This window comes from Limnohabitans sp., from assembly GCF_034680285.1.
Lineage (GTDB): Bacteria > Pseudomonadota > Gammaproteobacteria > Burkholderiales > Burkholderiaceae_C > Limnohabitans_A.
The window spans coordinates 16,272-29,289 of the sequence record NZ_JAXITC010000019.1; the positions used below are offsets into that span (position 1 = coordinate 16,272).

The window sequence follows — 13,018 nt, forward strand, 5'->3', positions numbered from 1 at the left end:
AAGGCGTCACTCAAGACGCTGTCAGCCAGACCCGAAACCAATGTCAAACCGGCTGAGCGTGAATGTTACCGCAGTGCAACAAACACACGCCGGGGGTGGGGGCACCTGTCACCCAAAGGTCTCAGCTCATGGAAACCCCGGATTGTCCCGGCAATGTCACACAGTTTTAATATATTTGACATCAACAGCCCCCAAAGTGAAGCATCGGAATTGCCCTTTGAAATTGGGCAAATCAAAAAATCCGTATTTTTTAGGAACCGCGATGAAACTCAAACTTACCATTTCCGCCTTGGCTTTGGGCCTGGCCAGCCTCTCAGCCCAAGCACAGACAGAGATCCAGTGGTGGCATTCCATGGGCGGCGCCCTGGGTGAATGGGTCAACGACCTGGCCAAGGACTTCAACGCCAGCCAAAAAGACTACAAAATCGTGCCCACCTTCAAGGGCAGCTACGACGAGTCCATGACCGCCGCGATCGCCGCCTACCGTGCGGGCAATGCGCCGCACATCCTGCAGGTGTTCGAAGTGGGCACCGCCACCATGATGGCAAGCAAGGGCGCCATCGTGCCCGTGGGCAAGGTCATGACCGACGCAGGCCTCAAATTCGACCAGAACGCTTATGTGCCCGCTGTGGCCGGTTATTACACCGCCCCGAACGGCCAAATGCTGAGCTTCCCTTTCAACAGCTCCACCCCCGTCTTCCACTACAACAAAGACGCCTTCAAGGCCGCAGGCCTGGACCCCAACACCCCGCCCACCACCTGGCCCGAGGTAGCCCTGGCCGCAGCCAAGCTCAAGGCCAGCGGACACAAATGCCCCTTCACCACCAGCTGGATCAGCTGGACGCAGCTGGAGAGCTTCTCGGCCTGGCACAACACCGAGTTCGCCACCAAAGGCAACGGCATGCGCGGCATGGACGCACGCCTGTCCTTCAACACCCCCCTGCATGTGCGCCACATTGACAACTTGGCCAACATGGCCAAACAAGGCCTGTTTGTTTACAAAGGCCGCGGAAACGCAGCCGATGCCACTTTTGTCTCGGGCGAATGCGCCATGGCCACCGGCTCATCGGCTTTGTATGGCAGCGTGACGCGCAACGGTAAATTTGGCTACGGCATCGGCACACTGCCCTACTACCCCGATGTGAATGGTGCCCCCCAAAACACCGTGATTGGCGGCGCGAGCCTCTGGGTCATGAGTGGTAAAAAAGCCCCCGAATACAAAGGCGTGGCAGAGTTCTTTGCCCACCTGTCCAAAGACAGCGTGGCCGCCGCCAGCCACCAGCGCACCGGCTACCTGCCTGTGACAAAGTCCTCTTTTGAAGTGACCGAAAAGTCCGGCTTCTACAAAAAGAACCCCGGCACCGACGTTTCAGTCACCCAAATGATCCGCAAGACCACCGACAAGTCACGCGGCGTGCGTCTGGGCAACTTTGTGCAGATCCGCACCATCATTGACGAGGAACTCGAAGGCGTGTGGAGCGGCAAAAAGGGCACCAAAGAAGCCCTGGACATGGCCATCAAGCGCGGCAACGAACAACTCGAACGGTTCGAAAAAGCCAACAAGTGATGCATTCGCCGCGCTCTTGGGCGGCGAGCACCTGAAAGGAGCAGAGGCGGTGCCTCTGCTTTTGCGCATTTTGGGGTGACACTTCAGACCCCAGCTTTGCAAAGAATTTATGGAAAAACGCGTCCGCTTCAAATCCCGCTGGCTGCCCTGGCTGCTGATTGCGCCCCAGCTGAGCATCGTGCTGGTGTTCTTTTTTTGGCCAGCCGGGCAGGCGTTGTACCAAAGCGTGCTGCAAGAAGACGCCTTTGGCGCTTCGCGTGAATTTGTGGGCCTGGAGAACTTTTCTCGCCTCTGGAACGACAGCGGCTACTTAGACTCATTCAAGACCACTGCGGTGTTTTCTCTCTTGGTGGCAGTCACGGGCCTGTCGGTGTCGTTGCTGCTGGCCGTGATGGCCGACCGGGTCGGGCGCGGCGCGGGTCTGTACAAAACCCTGCTGATCTGGCCTTACGCCGTGGCACCGGTGGTCGCGGGCGTGTTGTGGCTGTTCATGTTTGCATCGCCCATGGGGGTGGTGGGTTACGCACTTCGGGCCATGGGCATCGAGTGGAACCACCTGCTTAACCCCAACCACGCCATGGCGCTGATCGTGATGGCTGCGGTGTGGAAGCAAATTTCCTACAACTTTCTGTTTTTTCTGGCGGGCTTGCAGTCGATCCCCAAGTCATTGATCGAGGCGGCCGCCATTGACGGGGCCAGCCCTTGGAAGCGTTTTTGGACCATCGTGTTCCCGCTCTTGTCCCCCACCACCTTCTTTTTGCTGGTGATCAACATTGTTTACGCCTTCTTTGACACCTTCGCCATCGTGGACGCCACCACCCATGGGGGCCCTGGCAAAGACACCGCCATCCTGGTCTACAAGGTGTATTACGACGGCTTCAAGGCGCTGGACATGGGCAGCTCGGCCGCACAGTCGGTGGTGCTGATGGTGATCGTGGTCTCACTCACCGTTTTGCAATTCAAGTTTGTCGAGAAGAAAGTTCAATACTGACATGATCGAACGCCGCCCTGGCCTGCAAATATTGCGGCATCTCATCTTGCTGATTGGCGTGGCCGTCGTGGCCTTTCCGCTGTACCTCACTTTCATTGGCTCGACCCAAACCGCCCAGCAAATCAACCAGAGCGTGCCCATGTCCCTGGTGCCAGGCAGCCACTTTTGGGAAACCTACCGTCTGACGCTGTTTGGCGGCCCCAACTCTCAAGGCAGTCCGCTGCCCGCCATGTGGCCGATGATGCAGGTCAGCTTGATCAGCGCCTTGGGCATCGCCATTGGCAAGATCGCCATCTCGCTGCTGTCGGCCTTTGCCATCGTGTATTTCCGCTTTCCGCTGCGGAACATGGTGTTCTGGATGATTTTTGTCACCCTGATGCTGCCCGTCGAAGTGCGCATCAGCCCCACTTATGAAGTGGTGGCAGGTCTTGGCCTGCTCAACAGTTTTGCAGGTCTGACGGTGCCCTTGATCGCCTCGGCCACCGCCACGTTTTTGTTCCGGCAGTTTTTTCTGACCATTCCCGACGAGTTGGTGGAAGCCGCCCGCATGGACGGTGCCGGACCGATGCGCTTTTTCAAAGACGTGTTGCTGCCCTTGTCGGCCACCAACATCGCGGCACTGTTTGTGATCCAGTTCATTTATGGCTGGAACCAATACCTCTGGCCCCTGCTGGTGACCACCAACGAAGACATGTACCCGGTGGTGCTGGGCATCAAACGCTTGATTTCGGGGGAGTCTTGGACGGAGTGGAATGTGGTGATGGCCGCCGCCATCCTGGCCATGCTCCCGCCGGCACTGGTCGTGGTCCTGATGCAAAAATGGTTCGTCAAAGGACTGGTAGATACAGAGAAATAAATACGCCGGGGATAGACCAATGCGAAGCGTTGCTCTATCCCCGTCTGAATAAACCCGGGGACAGTCCCATTTGAAGCGTTGCTCTGTCCTCGTCTTATCAATGAATTTATGGCTGCAATTACCCTTTCTCACATCCTCAAAACCTACGGCACTGGCGCCAAGGGCAACACCGTCATCCACGACCTGAGCGCCAGCATTGCCGATGGTGAATTTGTCGTCATCGTCGGCCCCTCGGGCTGCGGTAAATCCACCTTGCTGCGCATGGTGGCCGGCCTGGAAGACATTTCTGGCGGCACCATTTCGATTGGCGACCGCGTGGTGAACGAGCTGGAGCCGGCTGAGCGCGACATCGCCATGGTGTTTCAGAACTACGCGCTGTACCCGCACATGAGCGTGTTCGACAACATGGCTTACGGCCTGAAGATCGCCAAGCGCCCGATCGAAGAAATCAAAGCCCGAGTGGACAAGGCAGCAGGCATCCTCGAATTGAGTCACTTGCTGCAGCGCAAACCCCGCGAGCTGTCCGGTGGCCAGCGCCAGCGCGTGGCCATGGGCCGCGCCATCGTTCGCCAACCGCAAGTGTTTTTGTTTGACGAGCCACTGTCGAACCTCGACGCCAAGCTGCGCGCCCAGACCCGGCTGGAGATTCAAAAACTGCACCGCGAACTCGGCATCACCAGCCTATTTGTGACACACGACCAGGTCGAAGCCATGACGCTGGCCCAGCGCATGATCGTGATGAACGGCGGCCACATGGAGCAGTTCGGCACGCCCGAAGAGGTCTACAACCGTCCAGCCAGCACCTTTGTGGCCAGCTTCATCGGCTCACCGCCCATGAACCTGCTCAAGCATGCCCCGGGCACACCTGAGGGGCAAATCTTGGGCATCCGCCCCGAGCATTTGGACATCACCCCATCGGGGGGCTGGACCCTGACGGTGGACACGGTTGAACTGCTGGGCGCTGAACGTTTGGTGCATGCCCGACTGGGCGATGAAACACTCACCTTGCGCGTGGACGAATCGGTCACGCCGCCGCAGCCAGGCAGCACCTTCCACGCCACACCCCGCCCAGACCGTGTTCACGGGTTTGACGCGAAAACCCAAAAACGCATCGCCCCATCAGCACCATGAAACATTGGCCCTACCCGCGCTGGATCGCCCACCGGGGCGCTGGCAAGCTCGCCCCAGAAAACACCTTGGCGGCCTTCAGGTTGGGGGCATCGTATGGCTACCGCATGTTCGAGTGCGACGCCAAGATCAGCGCTGACGGCGTGGTGTTCCTGATGCACGACGCCACGCTGGATCGCACCACCAATGGGCAGGGCATTGGCGGCAATTTGCCTTGGCACGCCTTGTCCCAGCTTGACGCAGGCACCTGGCACTCACGCACCTACGCAGGCGAAGCATTGCCTACGCTCGAAGGGCTCGCACAGTTCTGTCTCGCGAATGGTCACTTGCTGAACATCGAAATCAAACCCACACCGGGCACCGAGGCTGCCACCGGAGAAGCTGTGGCACGACTGGCGAAACGCCTGTGGGCAGGCGCTGATGTGCCGCCACTTTTGACCTCGTTCAAACCCGATGCACTGGCCGCCGCTCAGCAAGCCGTCCCTGAATTGCCTCGCGGCTTGCTGATCGACACGTTGTGGACGGGTTGGTTTGAAAAAGCACTAGATCTAGGTTGTGTGGCTGTGGTGGCCAATTACGCCTTGTGGGACGTGGCCACTGTGGCCCGCGTGCAAGGGGCAGGCATGCGGTGCCTGAGCTACACCGTCAACGACGACTGGGCCGCTCAGCACCTGCTGGAACTGGGCACCGACGGCATCATCACCGACCGGGTGGATGTGTTCAGCCCGGTCTGAGTACCTCTTAATCGAGCTTGGCCCCCGACTTTTGAACCACCGCCGCCCAGCGCGGCATCTCGGCCGACAGAAATTTAGCGAAGTCATCGGCCCCCAAGAAAGCCGGATCAGCCCCTTGCGCCACCATGCGTGACTTGATGTCGGGCTGGTTCATCACGGCCTTGAACGCATCGCTGAGCTTGTTGACCACGTCCTTGGGAGTGCCTGCCGGGGCCAAAAAGCCATAAAAGCCGACCACTTCGAAATTCTTGATGCCGGTTTCCATCACGGTGGGGATATCGGGCAAGGCCGGGTTGCGCTCGCGGCTGGTCACGGCCAGTGCCCGCACTTTGCCTTGTTTGTGGTACTGGGCAGCTTGCGGAATGCTCTCGGCCATGAATTGCACCTGCCCTGCCATGAGGTCGGTGAAGGCGGGTGCGCTGCCACGGTAGGGGATGTGCACCATGAACAGCCCTGTGGCAGACTTGAACATCTCGGGCACCAAGTGGCTGCTGCCGCCGTTGCCCGCAGAGCCGTAGTTGATCTGGCCAGGCCGGGCTTTGGCATAGGCCACAAACTCCTGCAGGGAGTTGGCGGGCACTTTGGGGTTGACCAGCAAGGCCAGTGGCTGCATGGCGGTGCGGGCCACGGGCACAAAGTCACGCAAGGTGCTGTAAGGCAACTTGGTGTAAAGCGCCGGGTTGATGACCATCACGCCTGTGTTGGCCAGCATGAGGGTATGGCCATCGGGGGCAGCGCGCATCACCTCTTGCGCGCCCACGGTTCCACCCGCTCCTGCTTTGTAATCCACCAAGATGGGCTGCCCCAGCTGGGCCTGCAACCGGTCGGTCAGCAAGCGGGCATGCTGGTCAAGTGGCCCGCCTGCAGGAAAACCCATCACCACGCGGATCGGCTTGGTCGGGTAAGCCCAAACATTCCCCAAAGTCAGGGCCAAGCCCAACCCACCCAGAGCCAGCCCAGCACGGCGTTTGATTCCTCGCATGTTCATCTCCCTTGATTGATTTTCAAATGTGCAGCCCGCACATCGGTTTTCAGTGACGGGCCCAGCCCCGGTGCATGAGCCATTCGAGCGTGGCGGCCACCAACACCAAAGCGATGTAGGTGCTCATTTTCCCATCCTGACCATGTAGCCATAAACCGACGACCAAGACAGCCACACCACTGACGGCATGGACCGCTGAATGGCGTCGCATCGTCATGGAGCCAGGACCCATGACCCATCGCCCAGCCATAGGCATGAAAACAGCCATGGCCAGCGCGGGCATGACGAACCCCAAAAGGTGCAACAGCAACAAACCCAATGTCATGTGGCCTCTCATTGATACAAGTGATAGGCTCATTTGGCGTAGCCCATTCGGTCAAATTGTGCCTCGAATGCCACGTCAACATCGGAACCCATTGAAAGTGTCAAGCAAAGTTGACATGCTGTGCCTATAATTGCTTTCATGGCTGTCTGGACCTTGGGTTTGAACCACACCACTGCACCGCTGGATCTGCGCGGTCGGTTTGCGTTCGCCGTGGACAAACTGGTGCCCACCCTCCAAGGTCTGCGGCGCGATCTGGCCCATCGCATGGCACAAGAGCCTGAAGCGGCGATTCTTTCGACCTGCAACCGCACCGAAATCTATTGCGCCGCCGACCAGGCCGCCACCAACGACACCCTGCGCTGGCTGGCCCAAACTGGTGGGGTGAGTGCATCCGAATTGCACGCTCATACCTATTTGCTTGAAGGCAATGAAGCTGCCCGTCACGCCTTTCGCGTGGCCAGCGGTCTGGACTCCATGGTACTGGGCGAGGCCCAGATTTTGGGTCAGCTCAAAGATGCTGTTCGGGCGGCCGAGCAAGCCGGCGCTCTGGGCAGCACCCTGAACCAATTGTTTCAGCGCAGCTTTGCGGTGGCCAAAGAGGTGCGCAGCGCCACCGAAATCGGTGCCCACTCGATCAGCATGGCCGCCGCTTCGGTGCGACTGGCCAGCCAGTTGTTCGAAGACCTCAAAGACATCCGCGTCCTGTTTGTTGGCGCAGGTGAAATGATCGAGTTAGTGGCTACCCACTTTGCAGCCAAGCAACCCAAAAGCATGGCCATCGCCAACCGAAGCATGGACCGTGGGGAATTGCTCGCCAGCCGCTTCGGGGCCGAAGTGATGCGCCTGGCCGATCTGCCCGACCGCCTGCACGAGTTCGATGCGGTCATCAGCTGTACCGCGAGCACCCTGCCCCTGATCGGTTTGGGCGCGGTTGAACGGGCCTTGAAGAAACGCAAATACCGACCCATGTTCATGGTCGACCTGGCCGTGCCCCGCGACATTGAACCTGAAGTGAAATCGCTGGAAGACGTTTACCTTTACACCGTGGACGATTTGGCCAGCGTGGTTCAAGCCGGTCAGGCGCACCGACAGGCCGCCGTGGCCGAGGCAGAAGTCATCATCGACGCGGGTGTTCAAAGTTTCAGCCACTGGCTGGGCCAGCGTGACACCGTGCCGCTGATCCAGCAACTCCAAAACCAAGCCGATGCTTGGCGCGAAGCCGAGTTGGCCCGCGCTCGCAAGCTGCTGTCACGGGGCGACGACCCGATTGCGGTCATGGAAGCCTTATCCAAGGGTCTGACCCAAAAAATGCTGCATGGCGCCATGGCCGAGTTGCGGGGGGCAGACCCCGAGCACCGCGAGCAGACCATGCACACAGTGCAACGCGTTTTCTTGCGCAAAGAGCGTTAGCGGCGGGTTCAGTGAGTCGGGGTTTTGAACCGACAAACTCTTCTTGGCACGCCGCTTGGAGCTTGACCTCCGGCCTCCACAACACCGCTCGCATGAAACCCTTTTTGATCCAACAACTCGAACGCTACGCCCTGCGCTTGACGGAGCTGGACTTTCTGTTGTCCCGCGAGGACATCATGGCCGACATGACGCAGTTCCTGAAGCTCTCACGGGAACATGCCGAGGTCAGCGCCGTGGCTTCGCGCTTTGCCCGCTTTCAGCTGCGCACTGCCGACTTGGCCAGTGCGCAAGCCCTGCTGGTCGACGAGGATATGCGCGAGATGGCCGAAGAAGAAGTGGTCAGTGCCAGTGCCGAGTTGCAAACATTGGAAGCTGAGTTGCAGCGCATGCTGTTGCCCAAAGACCCCGATGACGCACGCCCGGCTTTTGTAGAAATCCGTGCTGGCACCGGGGGCGACGAGTCGGCGCTGTTTGCGGCCGACTTGCTGCGCATGTACACCCGCTACGCCGAGAGCCAAGGCTGGAGGTGTGAGATCGTGTCGGAATCGGTCAGCGAGTTGGGCGGCTACAAGGAGGTGGTGGTGCGCGTTGAAGGTGACAACGTGTATGGCGCACTCAAATTTGAGTCGGGCGGGCACCGGGTGCAACGCGTCCCTGCCACCGAGACCCAAGGCCGCATCCACACCAGCGCCTGCACCGTGGCAGTGCTGGCCGAGCCGGACGAAGCTGAGGCCATCAAAATCAACCCCTCGGATTTGCGCATCGACACCTACCGCGCCAGCGGCGCGGGTGGTCAGCACATCAATAAAACCGATTCGGCCGTGCGCATCACCCACCTGCCCACAGGCATCGTGGCCGAATGCCAAGACGGCCGCAGCCAGCACAGCAACAAGGCTCAGGCCCTGAAAGTGCTGACAGCCCGCATCCAAGAAAAAGACCGATCTGAACGCGCCGCCAAAGACGCGGCCGAGAGGAAAAGCTTGATCGGCAGCGGCGACCGCTCAGACCGCATCCGCACCTACAACTTTCCGCAAGGGCGGCTGACCGACCACCGCATCAACCTGACTTTGTACAAGCTGCTCACCATCATGGAAGGCGATTTGCAGGACGTGGTCCACGCGCTGCAAAGCTACGAAGCCGCTGAACAGCTGGCCGCACTGGAAATCGGGGCCACCGCCTGATGCCAAACCCTGCAACCGTCGCCGAGTGTCTGCGCCAAGCCCAAACCCGGGGTTTGGCCAGGGTGGACGCACAAATGTTGCTGCTGCACAGCCTGCAGCGCCCGCTGCACGACCGCGCCTGGCTCATGGCCCACGACAGCGACACCTTGACGGCGGCGCAATCGACCGCGTGGCAAGACGCACTGCAGCGCCGCTTGAGCGGCGAACCCGTGGCCTACATCACCGGCCGCAAGGACTTTTTTGGCCTGAATTTGGCCGTGGACGCCCGCGTTCTGGACCCTCGCCCCGACACCGAAACCTTGGTGGAATGGGCCCTGGAATGCCTGCCAGAAACCGGCACGCCGCGCATTTTGGACCTGGGCACGGGCAGCGGCGCGGTGGCCTTGGCACTGCAACACATGCGGCCCAATGCCACGGTCTGGGCCGTGGACGCCAGCGAGGACGCATTGGCCGTGGCCCGTGCCAATGCCACGCGCTTGCACTTGGGCGTGCAGTTCATCGCCAGCAACTGGCTCAAAGCGGTGGATGTGCAAGGGACGGGCCGCTTTGAGCTCATCGTCTCCAACCCACCCTATGTGGCCGAAGGCGACCCGCACCTGGCCGCCCTGAGGCACGAGCCCCTGCAGGCGTTGACCAGCGGCCCTGACGGGCTGGATGACATCCGCCAGATCATCGCCCAAGCCCCTGCCTTTCTAGCCCCGGGCGGCTGGCTGCTGCTCGAGCATGGCTGGGACCAAGCCGCCGCTGTGCAAGCCCTGTTGAACGAGTCCGGTTTTGTGCAGGTGCAATCTCGCCGAGACTTAGGCGGCATGGCGCGCTGCACCGGCGCGGCCTGGCCTGTTTGACACCAACACCCCTGTGACGGTTGCAGACATTCAATCAGAGAGATAATCTCCCCTACACGATACCGACCCCATTTGGAGCAACACCATGAGCGACACCCAACAACGCATCGACGAACTCGTCAAAGGCCACGAAATCACCCTGTTCATGAAGGGCAGCGCCAGCTTCCCCATGTGCGGCTTTTCCGGCCGTGCCATCCAGATCCTCAAGGCCGTGGGCGTTGACCCCAAGACCGTCAAAACCGTGAACGTGCTGGACGACGCCGAAATCCGCCAAGGCATCAAGGAATACAGCAACTGGCCCACCATCCCGCAGCTGTATGTCAAGGGTGAGTTCATCGGTGGTTCGGACATCATGATGGAGATGTACGAGTCTGGCGAACTGCAGCAAGTGATCAACGGCCAGGCCTGAACCGGGCCAGGCGAGTCCGCCCCTTGACCGCAAGGGGCCATCCAAGCAAGCCGCCACAACAAAAAAAGCCAGTCAACAGACTGGCTTTTTTGCTTGGAGGTGACTCAGATCAACGGAATTTGGACTGAGGCACCACTTTCATGTCGCCATCCAAAGAACCGATGTAACCGGCCATGGCCTTCAGTTCGGCATTGGAGAACTGCTTGGCAATGCCACCCATCACGCCGTTGTTGCGGCCCCATGTGGATTGGTTTTCAACTTTGTAGGACTTGAGCGCCACAAAGAGAAAGTCTTTGTGCTGACCGGCAATTTTGGGGTAGCTAGGGTCAATGGGCTTGGCGAAGTTATCGCCGTGGCAAGAAATGCAAGCGCCCTTTTGCAGCAAAGCGGCCACTTTGGCATCGGGTGTCTTGGGGGTTGTAGCCACTGGCTCCGTCTTGCCATGCTGCTCGTAATAAGCGCCCAGATCGGCCATATCCTGGTCGCTCAGGGTATCGGAAATGCCGCGCATGGTGGGGTGCTTGCGCTCACCTTTTTTGTAGGCATTCAGGGCCGACACGATGTATTTGGCGTTTTGGCCAGAAATCATGGGCACGCGGTAAACCTCTGGGAAACTGGCTTGGTAGCCTTTGATACCGTGGCAGCCGATGCACATGGCAATCTTTTGCTCAGCGGCTTTGGCATCGCCCTTGATTTCTTGGGCTTGGGCGGAGATGGCGGTCACGGAAGCGACAGCCAAGGCGAACATCGAGGTCAACAGCTTATTCATTTTGCTCACACAATCCAAATGATTGATAAAAATCAACTGCGGATTATATCGGGCTGGCCCTCATAATCCTGACAAGCTTTATTCCTGTTTTTGAGAACTGCTCACCATGAAATTCCAAGGTACCGAAAACTACGTCGCCACACCGGACTTGATGCTGGCCGTGAATGCCGCCATCACCCTCAAACGCCCACTGCTGGTCAAAGGCGAACCTGGCACTGGCAAAACCATGCTGGCCGAAGAAGTGGCCGAGGCATTGGGCCTGCCGCTGCTGCAGTGGCACATCAAATCGACCACCAAGGCACAACAAGGCCTGTACGAATACGATGCGGTGAGCCGTTTGCGCGACAGCCAGCTGGGTGAGGAAAAAGTCAAAGACATCGAGAACTACATCATCAAGGGCGTTCTCTGGCAGGCGTTCACCTCTGAAGTGCCCGTGGCCATCCTGATCGATGAGATCGACAAGGCCGACATCGAATTCCCGAACGACCTGCTGCGCGAGATCGACCGCATGGAGTTTTATTGCTACGAGACGCGCCAGCTGATCAAAGCCAAAACCCGTCCGCTGGTGTTCATCACCTCTAACAACGAAAAAGAGTTGCCCGACGCCTTCCTGCGCCGCTGCTTCTTCCACTACATCAAGTTTCCCGAGGCGGAAACCATGAAGCAGATCGTGGATGTGCACTTTCCGACGCTCAAAAAAGACCTTCTGGCCCTGGCGCTCAAGACCTTTTATGACGTTCGCGGACTGCCCGGCCTGAAGAAAAAGCCCTCCACCAGCGAGCTGCTGGACTGGCTCAAGCTGCTGGTGGCCGAAGACATTCCGCTCGAAGCCCTGCAAAGCGCCGACCAGAAGGTCTCGGTGCCACCACTGGTGGGCGCCCTGCTCAAGAACGAGCAAGATGTGACCTTGTTTGAAAAGCTGGTGTTCATGAACCAGCGCAACCGCTGATCCAGACGCCATGACCACACCCAACCCCTTCATGGAAGGCATCTCGGATGCCGTGGGCTTTGTCGGCGGCGCCCTGACCGGTTATTGGGCTGGTCAATGGCTGGGCCTGAACATCTTCAGCGCCGGATACGACAACGCCAGCATCGGTGGCATTTTGCTGGTGGGCTTGGGCGGTGGCGCGGGCTTGCATTTGGCCCGCTATTGGCGCGGCAAACAAAAAGCCAAAGACTCTGACACAGACGCATCATGAACCCCTGGATTTCGCCCATCTCGCTATCAGCTCGGCATGTGCAGCTGGTGTCGCTGTCGCACGCGCATCACGACGCGCTGGTTGAAGCTGTGCGCGACGGCGAACTCTGGAACCACTGGTACACCACCATCCCCACGCCCGAAGCCATGGGCGCCGAAATCACCCGCAGATTGGACCTGCAAGCCAAAGGCAGCATGTGCCCCTTCGCCGTGATCGATCCGGCAACCAACCAAGCGGTGGGCATGACCACCTACATGAACATCGACGCGGCCAACCGCCGTGTTGAAATTGGCTCCACTTGGTACCGCCAAAGTGTGCAGCGCAGCCCCCTCAATACCGAAGCCAAGCGCCTGCTGCTGGCCCACGCCTTTGAGCAACTGAACTGCATCGCGGTGGAATTCCGCACGCATTTCTTCAACCAGCAAAGCCGCCGCGCCATCGAACGCTTGGGTGCCAAGCTTGACGGTGTGTTGCGCAGCCACCAGATCAACCCACATCCCATGGCTCCCGGTGCACTGCGCGACACCTGCGTCTACAGCATCGTGGCCAGTGAATGGCCCAATGTGAAAACGCATTTGGACTACCAACTCGCTCGCGTTCGGGCTTGAGCACGGAGACACAC

The 13,018-nt window shown here is 59.4% G+C and carries 15 protein-coding genes; 12 read left to right on the top strand and 3 right to left on the bottom strand.

Annotated elements, in window-relative coordinates; all coding sequences use genetic code 11:
- Positions 1–262 precede the first annotated feature (262 nt).
- The 5 genes from ugpB to ugpQ all read left to right on the top strand — a co-directional run bounded on the left by ugpB (position 263) and on the right by ugpQ (position 5,276).
- Positions 263–1,567, top strand: a complete 1,305-nt coding sequence (ugpB, locus tag SWE17_RS14310) for a sn-glycerol-3-phosphate ABC transporter substrate-binding protein UgpB (protein ID WP_322993751.1) — start codon at positions 263–265, stop codon at positions 1,565–1,567.
- Between the two features lie 109 nt (positions 1,568–1,676).
- Positions 1,677–2,558, top strand: a complete 882-nt coding sequence (ugpA, locus tag SWE17_RS14315; protein WP_322993752.1) for a sn-glycerol-3-phosphate ABC transporter permease UgpA — start codon at positions 1,677–1,679, stop codon at positions 2,556–2,558.
- A gap of 1 nt (position 2,559) precedes the next feature.
- Positions 2,560–3,414, top strand: coding sequence for a sn-glycerol-3-phosphate ABC transporter permease UgpE (ugpE, locus tag SWE17_RS14320; protein ID WP_322993753.1), 855 nt, complete (start codon positions 2,560–2,562; stop codon positions 3,412–3,414).
- Positions 3,415–3,522: 108 nt separating this feature from the next.
- Positions 3,523–4,545: a sn-glycerol-3-phosphate ABC transporter ATP-binding protein UgpC gene (gene ugpC / locus SWE17_RS14325; RefSeq protein ID WP_322993754.1), complete on the top strand. Its 1,023-nt coding sequence runs from the start codon at positions 3,523–3,525 to the stop codon at positions 4,543–4,545.
- Positions 4,542–5,276, top strand: a complete 735-nt coding sequence (gene ugpQ / locus SWE17_RS14330; protein WP_322993755.1) for a glycerophosphodiester phosphodiesterase — start codon at positions 4,542–4,544, stop codon at positions 5,274–5,276. Before ugpC ends, ugpQ begins: the two co-directional genes overlap by 4 nt.
- 7 nt (positions 5,277–5,283) lie before the next feature.
- On the opposite strand, the gene SWE17_RS14335 is transcribed toward ugpQ, so the two are convergent.
- Both SWE17_RS14335 and SWE17_RS14340 read right to left on the bottom strand, forming a co-directional pair.
- Positions 5,284–6,258, bottom strand: coding sequence for a tripartite tricarboxylate transporter substrate binding protein (locus tag SWE17_RS14335; protein ID WP_322993756.1), 975 nt, complete (start codon positions 6,256–6,258; stop codon positions 5,284–5,286).
- 49 nt (positions 6,259–6,307) lie between these two features.
- Positions 6,308–6,583 (bottom strand): hypothetical protein, encoded by a 276-nt coding sequence (locus SWE17_RS14340; protein ID WP_322993757.1) that lies wholly within the window; start codon positions 6,581–6,583, stop codon positions 6,308–6,310.
- 138 nt (positions 6,584–6,721) lie between these two features.
- On the opposite strand from SWE17_RS14340, the gene hemA reads away from it, so the two are divergent.
- The 4 genes from hemA (at position 6,722) to grxD (ending at position 10,428) form a co-directional block, all read left to right on the top strand.
- Positions 6,722–7,993 (top strand): glutamyl-tRNA reductase, encoded by a 1,272-nt coding sequence (gene hemA, locus SWE17_RS14345; protein WP_322993758.1) that lies wholly within the window; start codon positions 6,722–6,724, stop codon positions 7,991–7,993.
- A gap of 92 nt (positions 7,994–8,085) precedes the next feature.
- The gene (prfA, locus tag SWE17_RS14350; RefSeq protein WP_322993759.1) at positions 8,086–9,174 is read left to right on the top strand and encodes a peptide chain release factor 1; all 1,089 of its coding nucleotides are present in this window, start codon (positions 8,086–8,088) and stop codon (positions 9,172–9,174) included.
- The gene (prmC, locus tag SWE17_RS14355; protein WP_322993760.1) at positions 9,174–10,019 is read left to right on the top strand and encodes a peptide chain release factor N(5)-glutamine methyltransferase; all 846 of its coding nucleotides are present in this window, start codon (positions 9,174–9,176) and stop codon (positions 10,017–10,019) included. The genes prfA and prmC overlap by 1 nt, the downstream gene beginning before the upstream one ends.
- 85 nt (positions 10,020–10,104) lie before the next feature.
- Positions 10,105–10,428: a Grx4 family monothiol glutaredoxin gene (grxD, locus tag SWE17_RS14360; RefSeq protein WP_322993761.1), complete on the top strand. Its 324-nt coding sequence runs from the start codon at positions 10,105–10,107 to the stop codon at positions 10,426–10,428.
- A gap of 109 nt (positions 10,429–10,537) precedes the next feature.
- Here the strand turns inward: grxD and SWE17_RS14365 are convergent, their stop codons facing one another.
- On the bottom strand, positions 10,538–11,197 hold the full coding sequence (locus SWE17_RS14365; RefSeq protein ID WP_322993762.1) for a c-type cytochrome: 660 nt from the start codon (positions 11,195–11,197) through the stop codon (positions 10,538–10,540).
- Positions 11,198–11,303: 106 nt separating this feature from the next.
- Here SWE17_RS14365 and SWE17_RS14370 point away from each other — a divergent pair, with 106 nt between their 5' ends.
- Genes SWE17_RS14370 through SWE17_RS14380 form a run of 3 tightly spaced genes read left to right on the top strand, consistent with a single transcriptional unit; the run spans position 11,304 to position 13,004 of the window.
- Complete coding sequence (locus SWE17_RS14370; protein ID WP_100119259.1) at positions 11,304–12,146, top strand: AAA family ATPase; 843 nt, start codon at positions 11,304–11,306, stop codon at positions 12,144–12,146.
- Positions 12,147–12,156: 10 nt separating this feature from the next.
- Positions 12,157–12,396 carry a hypothetical protein gene (locus SWE17_RS14375; protein WP_322993763.1) on the top strand — a complete coding sequence of 80 codons (240 nt, stop codon included), beginning with the start codon at positions 12,157–12,159 and terminating at the stop codon, positions 12,394–12,396.
- Positions 12,393–13,004 carry a GNAT family protein gene (locus tag SWE17_RS14380; RefSeq protein ID WP_322993764.1) on the top strand — a complete coding sequence of 204 codons (612 nt, stop codon included), beginning with the start codon at positions 12,393–12,395 and terminating at the stop codon, positions 13,002–13,004. Before SWE17_RS14375 ends, SWE17_RS14380 begins: the two co-directional genes overlap by 4 nt.
- Positions 13,005–13,018: the final 14 nt, after the last annotated feature.

Bases quoted from the DNA above. Each gene is read 5' to 3' on its own strand.
- SWE17_RS14335 (WP_322993756.1), bottom strand. From the start codon at position 6,258: ATGCGAGGAATCAAACGCCGTGCTGGGCTGGCTCTGGGTGGGTTGGGC.
- prfA (WP_322993759.1), top strand. From the start codon at position 8,086: ATGAAACCCTTTTTGATCCAACAACTCGAACGCTACGCCCTGCGCTTG.
- SWE17_RS14380 (WP_322993764.1), top strand. From the start codon at position 12,393: ATGAACCCCTGGATTTCGCCCATCTCGCTATCAGCTCGGCATGTGCAG.
- ugpA (WP_322993752.1), top strand. From the start codon at position 1,677: ATGGAAAAACGCGTCCGCTTCAAATCCCGCTGGCTGCCCTGGCTGCTG.
- ugpQ (WP_322993755.1), top strand. From the start codon at position 4,542: ATGAAACATTGGCCCTACCCGCGCTGGATCGCCCACCGGGGCGCTGGC.
- SWE17_RS14340 (WP_322993757.1), bottom strand. From the start codon at position 6,583: ATGACATTGGGTTTGTTGCTGTTGCACCTTTTGGGGTTCGTCATGCCC.
- SWE17_RS14365 (WP_322993762.1), bottom strand. From the start codon at position 11,197: ATGAATAAGCTGTTGACCTCGATGTTCGCCTTGGCTGTCGCTTCCGTG.
- grxD (WP_322993761.1), top strand. From the start codon at position 10,105: ATGAGCGACACCCAACAACGCATCGACGAACTCGTCAAAGGCCACGAA.
- ugpE (WP_322993753.1), top strand. From the start codon at position 2,560: ATGATCGAACGCCGCCCTGGCCTGCAAATATTGCGGCATCTCATCTTG.
- ugpB (WP_322993751.1), top strand. From the start codon at position 263: ATGAAACTCAAACTTACCATTTCCGCCTTGGCTTTGGGCCTGGCCAGC.
- hemA (WP_322993758.1), top strand. From the start codon at position 6,722: ATGGCTGTCTGGACCTTGGGTTTGAACCACACCACTGCACCGCTGGAT.
- prmC (WP_322993760.1), top strand. From the start codon at position 9,174: ATGCCAAACCCTGCAACCGTCGCCGAGTGTCTGCGCCAAGCCCAAACC.
- ugpC (WP_322993754.1), top strand. From the start codon at position 3,523: ATGGCTGCAATTACCCTTTCTCACATCCTCAAAACCTACGGCACTGGC.
- SWE17_RS14370 (WP_100119259.1), top strand. From the start codon at position 11,304: ATGAAATTCCAAGGTACCGAAAACTACGTCGCCACACCGGACTTGATG.
- SWE17_RS14375 (WP_322993763.1), top strand. From the start codon at position 12,157: ATGACCACACCCAACCCCTTCATGGAAGGCATCTCGGATGCCGTGGGC.